The following is a 13,097-nucleotide window of genomic DNA, read 5'->3' as shown; positions in this document are numbered from 1 at the left end:
GTTGCGGCAGCTTCTTTCTCCCCGTTTACGGGGAGAAATGCCCGGCAGGGCAATGACGGGCGGCGCCGGCGCCAACGATTGACCGCCCGAGACACCAAGCTCTGGATATCGAATCCCTCGCTGGCCCTGATCCCCGCCGCTTTGGCTCAATGAATGAGCGCGGAGGCATAACTATCTATGTTGGAGAGTAATCAGGCATCACAGGTCGGATCATCATGTACAAACATCTGCTCATCGCCACCGACGGCTCGGAACTGGCCGGCAAGGGCGTCGCCCAGGGCCTCATTTTGGCCAAGGACCTCGGCGCCGCCGTCACCTTCGTCACCGTTTCGGAACAATTCCCGATCTTCGCCTGGGGCGGCGCCATGGCCGGCTACGCCGCCGGCGATGAACTGGCCGTCTTCCAGGAAGAATCGCGCCGCTATGGCAGGGAAGTGCTCGACAAATGCAAGGCATCCGCAGATGCCGCCGGCGTCTCCGCCAAACTGGTCCATGTCGAGGACAAACGGCCCGCCGAAGCGATCCTGGACCTGTCCAAGACGCAAGGCTGCGACCTGATCGTCATGGCCTCGCATGGCCGCCGCGGGCTGGGCAGGCTGCTTCTGGGCAGCCAGACGGCGGAAGTGCTGTCCTACACCGAGATTCCGGTGCTGGTGGTGCGGTAGGTCCCGCAGCTCACTTTTTACAAAATGGCGCCTCCGGTCAGGGCTGCTTGGCGGGTTCATTGGTCAGCGCATATTCAACCCGTGGCGGGTGCCCGAAGAGCTGTTTGTAGGCCCGGCTGAAGGCGGCTTCGGACTCGTAGCCGATGCGCAAGCCGATCTCGCCCACGCGCGCGTCCCGCCTGGCCAGCAGATCGCGGGCCAGGCCCAGGCGCCATTCATTCTGGTAGCGCAGCGGTGAACGCCCGACGAGCGCGGCGAAGCGCTCGCAGAAGCTCGAACGTGACATGCCGGCCTTGTCGGCCAGTTCATTGATGCTCCACCGCTGCAGCGGCCTTTCGTGGATGGCCTTCAGGGAACGGGCGATGCGGGCATCGGAAAGCCCGCCGAGCCAGCCCGTGGCGTGCCCTTCATGGACCCAGTTGCGCAAGGTGCGGATGACCATGAGATCGATGATGCGGGAAATCATCAAGGCAGCACCCGGCTGGGCGCCGCTGGTTTCGACCATCAGGAAAGGCAGCATTCCATCGACCCACCCTGCCCCCTGGGCACGCTGGATGTGAATGCATTGCGGCAAGGCAAAGATCATCCCCCGCAGGCTGTCCGGATCGAACCAGAAGCGGCAGACGACGATCGTGACGCGTGGATGCGATGCCACCAGCCGCGACGCGCCGGGGCCGCGAGGCAGCAGCACGAGGTCGCCGGCCTCGATGACGGCGGCAGCCTGGTCCTCGCTCTCCATGCGCAGTGCGCCGGCCGTCACCACGACGATATGAGCCTGCCCCTCGTCGAGATCGAGTTGCTCCGCCTCCGCCAGCGTGCGTGAAAAAACCTCGTCGCCGGTAAGCCTGATCTGCGCCAGCACATGCGAGAGAAGGTCGCCGGAGACACCCGCACGCGGCCCTCCATCCGGAAGAATGGTCAAGTTTTCAGGCGATTCAATCATGGATATGGCCGACCGGTTCTCATACATTCCTTGGCAAGGATAGCGCATTCCCATTGATTATGCGCTGTTTTCGCCTTGGCGCAAAGCCATTCCCGCGCCGAGGGCGCGAGAATGGGCTGTTCCAATCATCCAACCCTGAGGGCGTGATCAAGCGGGTCAACCCGCCGCCTCTCAGCCTCGGGCCATCCAACAAGACAGGACGTTCCAATGAGCACTCAAACCATCCAGGCGCCCAGCGGCGTTGCCGCATCGCAGTGGCTGAAGTCATATTATTTCCTCCGCGCCGGCTTTTCGGTCGCGTGGGTGGCGGCGGCCTTCACCCTTGGCAAAAGCGCGCCGCCGGTCGCGGCGATACTGCTGGTCGCCTACCCGGCCTGGGACGCGATCGCCAATATTCTGGACGCGCAGCGCAGCGGCGGCCTGAAGGCCAATCCCAGCCAGGCGCTCAACGCGGCGGTCAGCACGATCACGGCCATCGCGGTCTTCATCGCCCTTGGACAGGGCCCGCACGCGGTCCTGGCGGTGTTCGGGGCATGGGCCATTCTCTCCGGCCTGTTCCAGCTCGCCACCGGCGTGCGCCGTTGGCGGGCAGGCGCGCAATGGGCGATGGTGCTGAGCGGTGCGCAGTCGGCGCTTGCCGGCGGCTTCTTCATCAAACAGGCGATCGGCGCCGCCACGCCCGGCATCACCGATATCGCGCCCTATGCCGCGTTCGGCGCCTTCTATTTTCTCGTCTCGGCCATATGGCTGAGCGTCATGCAGGCACGCAAGCGCACCGCTTGATCCTCCAAAATGCCGGGCCCCGCCGAAACACTCGAAAGAGGTTTGGGGCCTGGCTTTTTTAGACTAGCCCTGCAGCGCAGCCTCCAACGCGAGATAGGCCCCGAGCGCCAGCAAGCCGGCGAAGAACACCGTGCGAAAAGTCTCGACGCTCATCCTTTGGCGCAGCGCCTGGCCGACGACCATGCCGGCCAGCGCCGGCGCCAGGGCCAGCACCGACCCAGCCAGTTGCGCCGTCGGCGAGGCAAGCGCGCCGGCCCTGAACAGTCCGAAGCCGAGGGCCAAGGTCGATACGGTGAAGGAGAGGCCAAGCGCCTGGATCAGGTCTTCCCGGCCCAGCCGCAACGATTGCAGATAGGGCACCGCCGGAATGACGAAAACGCCGGTGGCGCCGGTGACCAGCCCGGTCGCCACGCCGACCAGCGGCGATATCCAGGCCTCGTGGCGCGCCGGCGTGGTGAAGCCGGCCTTGGCCAAGCCGACAAGCGCGTAGAGCATCAGCGCGGCGCCAAGCCCGGCCGAGGCGATCATCGTGTGTGCGCCGGTCAGCAGGCCGGCGCCAGTCACGGTGCCGACGACGACACCGGCCATCATCGTCCACAGCCGTTTGCACAAGCCGCCGAAGGACTGACCGGTGAACAGCTGCCAGAGATTGGTGACCAGCGACGGAATCAACAGCAAGGCGGCGGCCTCAGCCGGTGGCATGGCCGCCGCCAGCAGGCCCATCGCCACGGTCGGCAGCCCCATGCCGACGACGCCCTTGACGAGGCCGGCGGCGAGAAACACGAAACCGATGAAGGCGACGGCGCCGATGCTTAGCATGGATGGCCGCTCAGCATCGATGGACGTTCCTTGGGATAGAGCCCGGGCACGCCGGTTCCTTCAGTCATGCAACAACATGTCCGTCGCCTCGGCATCCGGGCTTGCCGGCACGGCATCGCGGTTGACGGAAGCCGCCGCCACGGCGCATCCCGGCAAGCCAGGCTGCGCTTGCGCCATTGCAAGCGAGGCCACCGCGATCGCCAGCATGATCGCCGCGCTTTCAAGAATGCCTAGCCCTTGCCGGCCTGATGTTTTTTCACGCATCGCTTATCTCCGTCGCAAATGATTTGACTGACATGCGGGCCGCCCACAATGTGGAAGTTGCGCTGCCAGCCTTCGGCGTGAACGAAGGCTGAGCCTGGCACGACACGATTTGCGGGAGCGAGAAATGCGCTTCGACCTCACCGATCTCAGGCTGTTCCTGCTGGTGGCCGAACGCGGCAGCATCACGCACGGCGCCGAACTCGCCGGCCTCGCTCTCGCCTCGGCCAGCGCGCGCATCAAGGGCATGGAGGAAAGCCTCGGCGCGCCGCTTCTGGAGCGGCGCCGGCGCGGCGCGGTGCCGACGGCGGCCGGACAGGCGCTGCTCCACCATGCGCGCGCGGTGCAGAACCAGATCGAGGCGATGGCCGGCGACCTCGGTACCTATGCCACGGGCCTGCGCGCCCGCGTACGGCTGATGGCCAACACGGCGGCGACCAGCGAACTCCTGCGCGACACGCTGCCGGCCTTCCTGGTCGCGCATCCCGGGATCGACATCGAGCTCGACGAACGCCCCAGCCATGAGATCGCCGAGGCGGTGGCGAACGGTGCCGCCGATCTTGGCATCGCCGCGACCTGGGCCGGCCTTTCGCATCTCGAGCAAAAACCGTTCTTCGTCGACCGCCTGGTGGTGATTACGGCGCGGAACAGGCCCGGCCTCGAAGGCCAGACCGCCAGCCTTGCCGACCTTCTCGGCGAAGCCTTCGTCGGCTTGAGCGCCGGCCATCCCTTGCAGGAGCACATCACCCGCCAGGCCGCCAGGCTCGGTGGCCACCTGCACTTCCGCATCCGCGTGCCCGGCCTCGACAATGTCTGCCGGCTGGTCTCGCAAGGCGCCGGCATCGCCATCGTGCCCGAAAGTGCGGCGCGCCGTTCGGCCCGCACGCTGCGCAGCCTGCGGCTCGGCGATGACTGGGCCACGCGCCAGCTCAATCTGTGCGCCCGCCGCTTCGAAGCGCTGACGCCGCAGGCGAAACTGCTGGCGGCGGCGTTGGCGTGAGGACAAGCCGCCCTGCCCTGCTCACACCACTTCGAGCACCTTGCCGGTGTCGTGCTGGCGCACGAAGTCGACGCGGCCGCCGTCCCAGTGGTAACTGTAGTGGCGGCCCTGGACCGGGACACCGATGACGTCGGGCCAAAAGATGCCGATACACTCCCCGTCCGGCATGCGCACGCTGTTCCACACCAGCCCGTCGCTTCCCGAGGCCCGCAGCGCCCGCCCTTCCGCCTGCGACGCCGTGTAGTCGTCCGGGTCGAGCACGCCGGGTACCGCGTTGACGTCGTCGAGGTCGCGGTCGACGCTGCCGATCAGCACGCGGAAATCGGCCGTCCAGCCCGGCGCCTCGTTGGTCGCGCGCATGAATTTCTGGTGATGGTGGATGGTTTCGGCGAGCGCCACGTCCTCGCTGTCGCCGGCATAATAGATGCCGTAGCTGCCGTCCGAGAAGCGGCCGGGCCGCAAGGTCGAGCAATGCACGAAAGGCGCCATGACGAAGCTGGCGCCCGGACCGGAAACCCGCCTTGCGGCCGGCACCTTGCCGAGATCGCCGAACTCGAGCCGGATGCGCGGATTGGTCTTCTCCTCGATGGCGGCCAGCGCCTCCCAGTCGCGCGGGTCGGCAATATCCTCGAACAGGTCGATCGGCGGATGGATGGAGCGGATGATGCGATAGGTCTGTGGCCAGTGGACGCGGCGACGGACCGCCAGTCCACTCACCATGCACCACGCTCCGCGTCGAGCCATTCGCGCATCGCCGCGAGATCGGAGATATCGCCGCGCAGCATCAGCTCGAGCGCCGATTGCCCGCCGAAGGTGGCATTGGGCTTGCGGATCCATGCATAGCCGCGCGCCGGCTCGGTGAAGAGGTAGCGCAGTCCCTTGTGGATGCCCATCAGATGCGCCATGCGGGTGCGCAGGTCGCGGTCGATCCGGCCGACGGCGCCTTCCTTCCACCGCGCCCAGGTGCGCGCCGAAATGCCGCCAAGCAGCACGCAGGCCTCGAAGTCGGTGAGGTTCCAGGCCTTGAACAGATTGACCGTGGTCCGCGCCAGCGCACCGGCCTCTTCATCCGAAATGGCTGAGCCGACCGCGGCCGGCGTGGTGGTGATGGCTTGAAGCTGCATGTTTAGACCTCGCTAATGGCAGATATATAGCATGTATCTGCCAATTGGCAAGGATGGAGGATATGGCTGGGCAATATCAGTGTGGGCCTTGTGACAGAGACCGCTAATCGCCGAGGTCGGCGCCGCCCCTCATTGTCCTGCCGGACATTTCTCCCCGTATAGTGACGGGGAGAAAGATGCAGGCCGCAATGCCGGCGCCGCCTTCGCAATGCTGGAGATTGGCGAAATCATCCGCGAAAGCGTCCTTCTCCCGTCACTATACGGGGAGAAGATGCCGGCAGGCAGATGAGGGGCGGCGCCGGCCCCTCTCCAGCTACGCTGCGGCCAAAGAACTACTCCGCCGCCTCATAGCCCGCGATGCCCTTGATCTCGAGGAAATCCTCGAGCCCGTATTCGGCATATTCGCGGCCGTTGCCGGACTGCTTGTAGCCGCCGAAGGGCAGGCCGGCGTCCCATTGGGGATAGTTGATGTAGACATTGCCCGAGCGCATGCGCGCCGCCACGTCGCGGGCCTTCTGCAGGTCCTTGGCCTGGATGTAGGAGGCAAGGCCGTAGACGGTATCGTTGGCCTGCTCGACCGCCTGCTCGACCGTGTCGTAGGGCAGGATCGCCAGCACCGGGCCAAAAACCTCTTCGCGCGCGATGCGCATGTCGTGGGTGACGTCGGCGAACACGGTCGGCCTGACATAGTAGCCGCGGTTGAGTTCGGCCGGGCGGCCGGGGCCGCCGGCGACCAGCGTCGCACCCTCGTCGATGCCGCTCTGGATCAGGTCCTGGATCTTGTCGAACTGGACCTGGCTGACGACAGGGCCGAGCTTGGTGTTGGCGCCGTCGGCCGGGCCGACGGTGAATTTTTCAGCCGCGACCTTGGCGTATCCGGCGGCCTCGTCATGGCGGTCGCGCGGCACGAACATGCGCGTCGGCGCGTTGCAGGACTGGCCGCTGTTGCCGAAGCAGCCGGCGACGCCCTTGGAAACGGCGGTAGCGAGGTCGACATCCGGAAACAGGATGTTGGCCGACTTGCCGCCCAGTTCCTGATGCACGCGCTTGACGGTGTCGGCTGCGGCCTTGGCCACCAATATGCCGGCCCGGGTCGAACCGGTGAACGACATCATGTCGATGTCGGGGTGGCTGGACAGCGCTTGGCCGACGCCCGGGCCGTCGCCGTTGACGAGGTTGAACACGCCCTTCGGCACCCCGGCCTCGTCGATGATCTCGGCGAAGATGATGGCGTCGAGCGGCGCGATTTCGGACGGCTTCAGCACCATGGTGCAGCCGGCGGCGAGTGCCGGCCCCACCTTGCAGGTGATCTGGTTCAGCGGCCAGTTCCACGGCGTGATCAGGCCGACGACGCCGATCGGCTCCTTGACCACGAGATGGTTGCCCTTGACATGGCGGAACCGGAAATTCTTCAGCGTCTCGGCCATCTTCTGCAAATGCGCGAGACCGACGCCCACCTGGCTGTCGAGCGCCATCTGGCGCGGTGCGCCCATCTCGCGCGACACGGCAAGCGCCAGGTCCTTGCTGCGCTTCTTGTAGACCTCGATGACGCGGTTCAGGATATCGAGGCGCTCCTCGACCGAGGTGAAACCATATGTGTTGAAGGCGCGCTTGGCGGCGGCCACCGCCTTGTCGACATCGGCCTTGGAGCCGAGCGAGATCTGCGCGAAGGCGTCTTCATTCGACGGATCGATGACGTCGAGCGTGTTGGGCACCACAGGATCGACCCACGCGCCATCGATATAGAACTGCAGATCGTGTGACATGGTTTCTCCCTGGGGGTGCCGCATGGCCGGTCCGGCCGTGATATCGGGCTAGAAATAACGATGCGCGAACGGCGCTGTCAAACGCAACCCCAGAAATGGTTGAGCCAGCGCGCCAGGGATTGAGCCAGAGCGCCAATCGTTGATCAGCGGCCGGCGATGAGCTGCCTAGAGCAGCGTATGCCCGGCTTCGCCCAGAAATCCTCTAGCCGCGGGCTCGTCTGTCGCTTTCACCAGCAGGTGGTCGCCATCGAAGGTCGATACCAGGAAGATGCCCAAACCGTTTTCCGACAGCGGCCTGATGACGGACAGCACAATGCCGGTTTCGTCGAACGCAAACGGCCCCTGCAACTTGAAGGCGACCCAGTCGCGATCGTGCTTGACGGCATCCGGCACGCGATCCTGAAGGCAGGTGATCGAGAGCTCGTCGTCGGTTCTGGTGACGCTGACGAAGCCCGGTCCGTCAGCCCAGGCAGGAATGCCGTCACCGGCTTGAAGCCGCGAAATCGCATACAGGCCGGGGAGTTGCTTGAGCTTGATCCTGGCAGCCATCCTCACGCTCCGGTTGGTGGGCATCCAACAAGCCGCTTGCTCATATAGACCGTCGTTCCGTTCAGGAACGGCTCCTCCCGATCGATCGTATAGCCAAGCTTGTGATAGAGCGACACATTGGCTTCGAAGGCGCCGTTGGTCAACAGGCGGAGCTCCGCGCGTCCTGCCGCGCGCGCCTTGGTTTCCACGCGCGCTCCAGCAGCAGCCGGCCGATGCCCCTGCCCTGCGCCTGCGGCGCAACGCAGACATTCTCGACCCACAGGTGATCGTCGGCGAGCAAAGTCTCGATCATGCCGACGATGCGGTCGTCCTCGACGGCGAGATCGAACGGATGCTCGGCGACAGCCTTGTCGTAATCGGCACGCATCGGCAGCGGCTCGCGGCCGATCACCGGCACCCATCTGGCATAGGCGGCACGCACGATATCCCTGATCGCGGCGGCGTCGGCAGGCTCGGCCGGCCGAAACCGGATGGAAGGATTGGCAATCATCAAAAGGCTCCAGACATGAAAACCCCGCCGGCTGATGGTGCGGGCGGGGCGGGAAACGAACAAACCGGATCTATCGTGCCGGATTTATCGTCGCGCAATCAGCCTGCCGCTCCGCGCTATGCAGGAGCGGCGTCGCTTGGTGTTGGCGGGCGCGCGAGCGAACATGGCGGCAAGCTGGCGCAGGAAGAGCGGTGCGTCAAGATCTGGGGATTGGCCCAAGCCCCCGACTTCGTCATCCACGGGCGAAGCAAGGAGCGTAGCGACGCGGCGCAGACCCGAGGATCCATGCCGCGACTTCCAGGCGCCGCAGCGGTGCAGAATCGGGCTCTGCTGCACCTGCCACCAAGGTCGCGGCATGGATCCTCGGGTCTTCGCGACGCCGCTACGCGGCTGCTCCGCCCGTGGATGACGACGCGGTTGATGTTTCCGCCGATCGTCCGAGCATGTGGGTCATGAACGCAAGCGAGCCGTCGAACTGTCAGCGCTGTTTCAACACTCCTGCGCCGTCGGCCTAGACAGGATCTTGTTGATGTCGACCTCATCCGGCTGGGTCGTAGAGCGCGCACGCCTACTGCGACATCAGCCTGCTCGCTGCTGGTCGATGCGTTGCGGTACCGGGGCTGGAACGTCTGGACTGTGCCCACGGTCGTTCTATCTTCCGGTCGAGCATGATCTCGTCCAAGCGTCAGCAACGGAGCCATCACCGTGACCGAAACCGATCTCTATCGAGGCTATATCGACTGCCTCAACAATCAGGATTGGCAAAGGCTGCACCGCTTCGTCCATGACGAGGTGCACTACAATGGCGACCGCGTCGGATTGTCAGGCTATCGCGACATGCTGGAGCGGGATTTTCGGGAAATTCCCGACCTCTATTTCGATGTGCAACTGCTGATCGCCGATCCGCCTTTCATCGCCAGCCGCCTCCAGTTCAACTGCACGCCCAAGGGAACGTTCCTCGGCCTGCCCATCAATGGCAAAAAGGTCTCCTTCAGCGAGAACGTCTTCTATGAATATCTGAACGACAGGATCAGGAACGTCTGGTCGGTGATCGACAAGGCGGCGATCGAAGCGCAGCTTTGATGTCATGCGCCACCTGCCTCCTTGCAGCCGGTGGTAAACTTGCCTACTTTGCCCAGGTAGGAGAACCCGCCGATGGCGAATGTCGAGAAAGTGAGCGTTGCCCTCACGCCCGAAATGGCAACCATGATGCGCGAGGTCGTTGCGGCGGGCGAATACGCTTCGGCGAGCGAAGTCATGCGCGAGGCCTTGCGCGAGTGGAAGTTTCGTCGGATGCAACGCGACCAAGCCATCGACGAGCTAGGCCGGCTTTGGGACGAAGGCATGGCAAGCGGCGATCCGGTCGACGGCCGCGATGCCTTCGCCCGGATCAAAGGCAAGCTTGATGCGAGGATTGCCGAGCGCACATCGCGATGACGCTACGCCTTCGACCGGAGGCCGAAGCTGATATCGAAGCCATCGCGCTTTATATAGCCGAGGACAGTCCTGCGGCGGCGTTGCGTTGGTATGACGAAATCCATGCCCATTGCGAACGCATCGCCGACATGCCGGGCATGGGCATTGCCCGGCCGGAAGTGCGACCGGGCTTGCGCACGTTCCCTGCGGGAAACTACTTGATCCTCTATCGCCAAACGGACGACGGTGCGGAGATCGTGCGTGTCATTCATGGCGCACGGCGGTGGCAGGACTTGTTGTAGCCCGACGGATTGCGTTCTCGCAGCTCGGTGCGATGCATCGCCAAGCCATAGCAATGCGCCCACGCGTCCTTGAGACCGTTTGGACGGCCATTCGTTCGTAAAAATAGATCATTCCAACCACAATAATTCGTTGGAAAGATCGATTATGAAATGGCATTTCCCCGAGATACCCGCCTGGAGAATTGCATTGTCTTCCCTGACCCGCATTGCGAACGATATTCCGAAAAGCAGGATTTCCGCCGATCTGGCGCGGGGCCGCAAGCGCCTCGATTCCCTGTGGAACGGCATCATCCCCGGGATCGTGCTGGTGTCGATGATCACGGCCGTCGCCTTCTCCGCCCGCAATGTCTCCGGCTTCGCCTTGTTCAGCCCGATGATCCTGGCCGTCGTCGCCGGCATGGTCTATTCCAATGTGCTCGGCACGCCGGCGCACGCCAAGGCCGGCATCGCCTTCTCGCAAAAGCGCCTGCTGCGCTTCGCCATCGTGCTGCTCGGCTTCCAGTTGACGCTCGGCCAGGTGGTTTCGATCGGCGCCAGCGGCGTCGGCATCGTGGCGGCGACCCTTGGCGCCACCTTCCTCTTCACCATCACGCTCGGCCGGCTGATCGGCGTCGATGCCAAGCTGGCGCAGCTGATCGCCGCCGGCACTTCGATCTGCGGCGCCTCGGCGATCGTGGCCACCAACATCGTCACCGACGCGCGCGATGAGGACGTCACCTATGCCGTCGCCTCGATCACCTTGTTCGGCACCGTCGCCATGCTCGGCTTCCCGCTGCTGGCGCCTTTGCTCGGCCTCGACCAGCACGCTTTCGGCCTGTGGGCGGGCGCTTCGATCCATGAGGTGGCCCAGGTCATCGGCGCCGGTTTCCAGAACGGCACCCAGTCCGGCGAGATCGCCACCGTCGCCAAGCTGACGCGCGTCGCCATGCTGGCGCCGATGGTCATCGCGCTCGGCCTGATGGCACGCCGCAAGAGCGGCGACCCCTCGGCGGCGCGCCCGCCCATGCCGTGGTTCGTCGCCGCCTTCGTCGCCGTCGTGGCGCTGAACAGCCTTGTCGCGGTACCGGCCGAAGTGAAGCAGGCGATAGTGCTTGCCACCACCATCATGCTGACCATGGGGCTCGCCGCCATGGGCCTGCAGGCCGACATTTCGCAGCTTCGCTCGCGCGGCCTGCGCCCGCTGGCGCTCGCCTTCTGCGCCTTCCTGTTCATCGGCGGCTTCAGCCTGATGCTGGTGAAGCTGGCCTGATCCGCCTGTCCCTGCGCGTGAAGGCATAGGGGCACACGGCATCTGTCAAAACAAGGGCTTAGAGCAATTCCAGGAAAAGTGCGTAGCGGTTTTCCCGGGAGAAGCGCCTAGCGCTTCCCCTTGGGAGTTGAGTAAAAACAAGAAGTTAGAGCGGGTCAGAGATTCTATCAAACTCTGAACCGCTCCAGGAGGCCTTGTCTGAATCTGATTGTGAGCCGGATTCAATCCTCGAACGAACTCGCCGCGACATAGATTGCCGCCAGCGCCTCGATGCCGGCCTGGTCGGCACTGTCGAAACGGCCGGGCGTCGGGCTGTCGAGATCGAGCACGCCGAAGACACCCTCCTCGTCTTCCAGCAGCACCACCAGTTCGGAGCGCGAGTCGGCGTCGCAGGCGATGTGGCCGGGGAAATCATGCACGTCCTTGATCAGCATCGAAGTGCCGAGCTCGACCGCCGTTCCGCACACGCCCTTGCCGACAGTGATGCGCACGCAGGCCGGCTTGCCCTGGAAGGGGCCGAGCACCAGTTCCTCGTCCGATGCCAGGAAGTAGAAGCCAGCCCAGTTGAGGTCGGGCACCATCTGGAAGATCAGCGCCGAGGTGTTGGCGGCGTTGGCGATGGAATCGCCCTCGCCCTCCAGCAATGCCTTCAATTGCTTGGCGAGGTCGCGGTAGAATTCGGCCTTGTTGGAGGCGTCGATGGCCTTGGCGGCAAACATGGCTTGTCTCCGTATACAGAATCGCGGTTCCGTTTTCCGCAAACGCCCCCAATCGACCACCGGACCATCCTAGGCAATTTCAGGAAGGTGCGAAACGGATTTCCGTTCGAAATAGCGTCCGTTGGCACCTCGGCCCGATCTCCATTTTGCGGCGGCAAGGATAATCTTGGCCGCGGGAGAATATTCAAAAGTATTATTTCAGCGCTCGCTTTCTCGGCGCCGGCAAAGCGCCAAATAATTCGAAAGATTGAATTTTTCCTGCCGAGCGCCTATTTATCGGACAAGTTCGTTTTCACGATTTCAGCATGAAGGAGATTTGTTCGATGGCCGATGGCAATCAGACTCTGATGGAAAAAGCCCAAGCCCGCTTTGTCGACAAGCAGAAGAAGACGGCGGAGCACAACAAGGCGACCGCTGAATACATGTCCGAGGCGCGTGCCAGGGAGATCAAGACGAAACGGCTGAGGGAGTTGCGGCTGGCCAAGGAAGAAGCCGACCGCGTGGCCGAAGCGCTGAACCCGACGCCGAAGGCGAAACGGGTGGCCAAGAAGGCCGCCGCAACGGGGGTCAAGACATGAGCCTGACCTTCCCCAACCGCAGCCGCAGCTATGACGTGGCCGGTCAACGCATCCGCTTCGTCGGCCATGACGGCATGCTGCAGATTTCCTTCTCCGTGGCCGCCGATGCCATGACCAGGATGCAGCCCGACACCACCGCCGACGAGGCCGGCTATCTTGCCGCCTTCGACAGGTCGAGCTCCACGATCCACGACGTCGCCGCCAAGGCCTACAGCCGCACCCACAAGAGCTTGTATGTGCTGACATCGGATGATTTCCGCTGAGAAGCTGCCGAAGCGGTCTTGAGTCCATGAATGCGCACGGCGACCTGTGAACCCGGCACCGATTGGCCGCGCCCCCCGCGAAATCCGATCGCGCCAGCGACTGCAATTTTTCTCTTGAACAGGTCTTTGATGTGCCCTAGCTTGAGTTGAGAAAAGGTTTTTCCAAACAG

19 protein-coding genes are annotated in these 13,097 nt (G+C 64.1%); 9 read left to right on the top strand and 10 right to left on the bottom strand.

From position 1 onward, the window contains the following. Nucleotides 1-215: 215 nt before the first annotated feature. Entirely contained in the window at nucleotides 216-665 is a 450-nt protein-coding gene (locus tag EN850_RS13550) for a universal stress protein (protein WP_135916456.1), read from the top strand. 37 nt (nucleotides 666-702) lie between these two features. Here the strand turns inward: EN850_RS13550 and EN850_RS13545 are convergent, their stop codons facing one another. Next, nucleotides 703-1,608 carry an AraC family transcriptional regulator gene (locus EN850_RS13545; RefSeq protein WP_135931730.1) on the bottom strand — a complete coding sequence of 302 codons (906 nt, stop codon included), beginning with the start codon at nucleotides 1,606-1,608 and terminating at the stop codon, nucleotides 703-705. 207 nt (nucleotides 1,609-1,815) lie between these two features. Here EN850_RS13545 and EN850_RS13540 point away from each other — a divergent pair, with 207 nt between their 5' ends. Beyond that, entirely contained in the window at nucleotides 1,816-2,391 is a 576-nt protein-coding gene (locus EN850_RS13540; protein ID WP_135920682.1) for a DUF308 domain-containing protein, read from the top strand. 63 nt (nucleotides 2,392-2,454) lie between these two features. Here EN850_RS13540 and EN850_RS13535 read toward each other — a convergent pair whose 3' ends face one another. Both EN850_RS13535 and EN850_RS13530 read right to left on the bottom strand, forming a co-directional pair. After that, a complete protein-coding gene (locus EN850_RS13535) occupies nucleotides 2,455-3,210 on the bottom strand; it encodes a sulfite exporter TauE/SafE family protein (protein WP_136091495.1) in 756 nt (251 codons plus the stop codon). Nucleotides 3,211-3,270: 60 nt separating this feature from the next. After that, the gene (locus EN850_RS13530) at nucleotides 3,271-3,474 is read right to left on the bottom strand and encodes a hypothetical protein (protein ID WP_136091494.1); all 204 of its coding nucleotides are present in this window, start codon (nucleotides 3,472-3,474) and stop codon (nucleotides 3,271-3,273) included. Between the two features lie 124 nt (nucleotides 3,475-3,598). Here EN850_RS13530 and EN850_RS13525 point away from each other — a divergent pair, with 124 nt between their 5' ends. Continuing rightward, a complete protein-coding gene (locus EN850_RS13525) occupies nucleotides 3,599-4,471 on the top strand; it encodes a LysR substrate-binding domain-containing protein (RefSeq protein ID WP_136091493.1) in 873 nt (290 codons plus the stop codon). Between the two features lie 21 nt (nucleotides 4,472-4,492). Here EN850_RS13525 and EN850_RS13520 read toward each other — a convergent pair whose 3' ends face one another. The 6 genes from EN850_RS13520 to EN850_RS13495 all read right to left on the bottom strand — a co-directional run bounded on the left by EN850_RS13520 (nucleotide 4,493) and on the right by EN850_RS13495 (nucleotide 8,400). Further along, on the bottom strand, nucleotides 4,493-5,191 hold the full coding sequence (locus EN850_RS13520; RefSeq protein ID WP_136091492.1) for an RES family NAD+ phosphorylase: 699 nt from the start codon (nucleotides 5,189-5,191) through the stop codon (nucleotides 4,493-4,495). Beyond that, the gene (locus EN850_RS13515; RefSeq protein WP_136091491.1) at nucleotides 5,185-5,595 is read right to left on the bottom strand and encodes an MbcA/ParS/Xre antitoxin family protein; all 411 of its coding nucleotides are present in this window, start codon (nucleotides 5,593-5,595) and stop codon (nucleotides 5,185-5,187) included. Before EN850_RS13515 ends, EN850_RS13520 begins: the two co-directional genes overlap by 7 nt. Nucleotides 5,596-5,927: 332 nt before the next feature. Further along, nucleotides 5,928-7,361 carry an aldehyde dehydrogenase family protein gene (locus EN850_RS13505; RefSeq protein WP_136091490.1) on the bottom strand — a complete coding sequence of 478 codons (1,434 nt, stop codon included), beginning with the start codon at nucleotides 7,359-7,361 and terminating at the stop codon, nucleotides 5,928-5,930. A 165-nt stretch (nucleotides 7,362-7,526) separates the two neighbouring features. Then, nucleotides 7,527-7,910: an ACT domain-containing protein gene (locus tag EN850_RS13500; protein ID WP_135867378.1), complete on the bottom strand. Its 384-nt coding sequence runs from the start codon at nucleotides 7,908-7,910 to the stop codon at nucleotides 7,527-7,529. A 2-nt stretch (nucleotides 7,911-7,912) separates the two neighbouring features. Continuing rightward, the gene (locus EN850_RS37125) at nucleotides 7,913-8,053 is read right to left on the bottom strand and encodes a hypothetical protein (protein WP_246689199.1); all 141 of its coding nucleotides are present in this window, start codon (nucleotides 8,051-8,053) and stop codon (nucleotides 7,913-7,915) included. Then, nucleotides 8,050-8,400: a GNAT family N-acetyltransferase gene (locus tag EN850_RS13495; protein ID WP_246689198.1), complete on the bottom strand. Its 351-nt coding sequence runs from the start codon at nucleotides 8,398-8,400 to the stop codon at nucleotides 8,050-8,052. Before EN850_RS13495 ends, EN850_RS37125 begins: the two co-directional genes overlap by 4 nt. 705 nt (nucleotides 8,401-9,105) lie before the next feature. Between EN850_RS13495 and EN850_RS13490 the strand changes: the two genes are divergently transcribed. The 4 genes from EN850_RS13490 to EN850_RS13475 all read left to right on the top strand — a co-directional run bounded on the left by EN850_RS13490 (nucleotide 9,106) and on the right by EN850_RS13475 (nucleotide 11,367). Beyond that, nucleotides 9,106-9,483, top strand: coding sequence for an ester cyclase (locus EN850_RS13490; protein WP_135882532.1), 378 nt, complete (start codon nucleotides 9,106-9,108; stop codon nucleotides 9,481-9,483). A 72-nt stretch (nucleotides 9,484-9,555) separates the two neighbouring features. Further along, nucleotides 9,556-9,837, top strand: a complete 282-nt coding sequence (locus EN850_RS13485; protein ID WP_127280280.1) for a type II toxin-antitoxin system ParD family antitoxin — start codon at nucleotides 9,556-9,558, stop codon at nucleotides 9,835-9,837. Further along, nucleotides 9,834-10,118, top strand: coding sequence for a type II toxin-antitoxin system RelE/ParE family toxin (locus EN850_RS13480; RefSeq protein WP_127280279.1), 285 nt, complete (start codon nucleotides 9,834-9,836; stop codon nucleotides 10,116-10,118). The genes EN850_RS13485 and EN850_RS13480 overlap by 4 nt, the downstream gene beginning before the upstream one ends. Before the next feature lie 187 nt (nucleotides 10,119-10,305). Continuing rightward, on the top strand, nucleotides 10,306-11,367 hold the full coding sequence (locus EN850_RS13475) for a YeiH family protein (protein ID WP_135920701.1): 1,062 nt from the start codon (nucleotides 10,306-10,308) through the stop codon (nucleotides 11,365-11,367). Between the two features lie 221 nt (nucleotides 11,368-11,588). Here EN850_RS13475 and EN850_RS13465 read toward each other — a convergent pair whose 3' ends face one another. Next, nucleotides 11,589-12,086 (bottom strand): GAF domain-containing protein, encoded by a 498-nt coding sequence (locus tag EN850_RS13465; protein ID WP_135882528.1) that lies wholly within the window; start codon nucleotides 12,084-12,086, stop codon nucleotides 11,589-11,591. A gap of 323 nt (nucleotides 12,087-12,409) precedes the next feature. On the opposite strand from EN850_RS13465, the gene EN850_RS13460 reads away from it, so the two are divergent. Both EN850_RS13460 and EN850_RS13455 read left to right on the top strand, forming a co-directional pair. Further along, on the top strand, nucleotides 12,410-12,664 hold the full coding sequence (locus tag EN850_RS13460; RefSeq protein ID WP_127280276.1) for a hypothetical protein: 255 nt from the start codon (nucleotides 12,410-12,412) through the stop codon (nucleotides 12,662-12,664). Further along, complete coding sequence (locus tag EN850_RS13455) at nucleotides 12,661-12,927, top strand: DUF1488 domain-containing protein (RefSeq protein ID WP_127280275.1); 267 nt, start codon at nucleotides 12,661-12,663, stop codon at nucleotides 12,925-12,927. The genes EN850_RS13460 and EN850_RS13455 overlap by 4 nt, the downstream gene beginning before the upstream one ends. Nucleotides 12,928-13,097 lie beyond the last annotated feature (170 nt).

The organism is Mesorhizobium sp. M8A.F.Ca.ET.207.01.1.1, assembly GCF_004794715.1.
In the GTDB taxonomy this organism is placed as follows: Bacteria; Pseudomonadota; Alphaproteobacteria; order Rhizobiales; family Rhizobiaceae; genus Mesorhizobium.
The sequence above is the reverse complement of the archived record's forward strand: the minus strand, read 5'-3'. Positions and strand labels throughout refer to the sequence as shown.

What these genes read in the sequence shown, in the direction of transcription:
- EN850_RS13465 (WP_135882528.1), bottom strand. Translation starts at nt 12,086, where the DNA reads ATGTTTGCCGCCAAGGCCATCGACGCCTCCAACAAGGCCGAATTCTAC.
- EN850_RS13515 (WP_136091491.1), bottom strand. Translation starts at nt 5,595, where the DNA reads ATGCAGCTTCAAGCCATCACCACCACGCCGGCCGCGGTCGGCTCAGCC.
- EN850_RS13460 (WP_127280276.1), top strand. Translation starts at nt 12,410, where the DNA reads ATGGCCGATGGCAATCAGACTCTGATGGAAAAAGCCCAAGCCCGCTTT.
- EN850_RS13550 (WP_135916456.1), top strand. Translation starts at nt 216, where the DNA reads ATGTACAAACATCTGCTCATCGCCACCGACGGCTCGGAACTGGCCGGC.
- EN850_RS13500 (WP_135867378.1), bottom strand. Translation starts at nt 7,910, where the DNA reads ATGGCTGCCAGGATCAAGCTCAAGCAACTCCCCGGCCTGTATGCGATT.
- EN850_RS13520 (WP_136091492.1), bottom strand. Translation starts at nt 5,191, where the DNA reads ATGGTGAGTGGACTGGCGGTCCGTCGCCGCGTCCACTGGCCACAGACC.
- EN850_RS13485 (WP_127280280.1), top strand. Translation starts at nt 9,556, where the DNA reads ATGGCGAATGTCGAGAAAGTGAGCGTTGCCCTCACGCCCGAAATGGCA.
- EN850_RS13505 (WP_136091490.1), bottom strand. Translation starts at nt 7,361, where the DNA reads ATGTCACACGATCTGCAGTTCTATATCGATGGCGCGTGGGTCGATCCT.
- EN850_RS13455 (WP_127280275.1), top strand. Translation starts at nt 12,661, where the DNA reads ATGAGCCTGACCTTCCCCAACCGCAGCCGCAGCTATGACGTGGCCGGT.
- EN850_RS13530 (WP_136091494.1), bottom strand. Translation starts at nt 3,474, where the DNA reads ATGCGTGAAAAAACATCAGGCCGGCAAGGGCTAGGCATTCTTGAAAGC.
- EN850_RS13495 (WP_246689198.1), bottom strand. Translation starts at nt 8,400, where the DNA reads ATGATTGCCAATCCTTCCATCCGGTTTCGGCCGGCCGAGCCTGCCGAC.
- EN850_RS13480 (WP_127280279.1), top strand. Translation starts at nt 9,834, where the DNA reads ATGACGCTACGCCTTCGACCGGAGGCCGAAGCTGATATCGAAGCCATC.
- EN850_RS13540 (WP_135920682.1), top strand. Translation starts at nt 1,816, where the DNA reads ATGAGCACTCAAACCATCCAGGCGCCCAGCGGCGTTGCCGCATCGCAG.
- EN850_RS13525 (WP_136091493.1), top strand. Translation starts at nt 3,599, where the DNA reads ATGCGCTTCGACCTCACCGATCTCAGGCTGTTCCTGCTGGTGGCCGAA.
- EN850_RS13535 (WP_136091495.1), bottom strand. Translation starts at nt 3,210, where the DNA reads ATGCTAAGCATCGGCGCCGTCGCCTTCATCGGTTTCGTGTTTCTCGCC.
- EN850_RS13545 (WP_135931730.1), bottom strand. Translation starts at nt 1,608, where the DNA reads ATGATTGAATCGCCTGAAAACTTGACCATTCTTCCGGATGGAGGGCCG.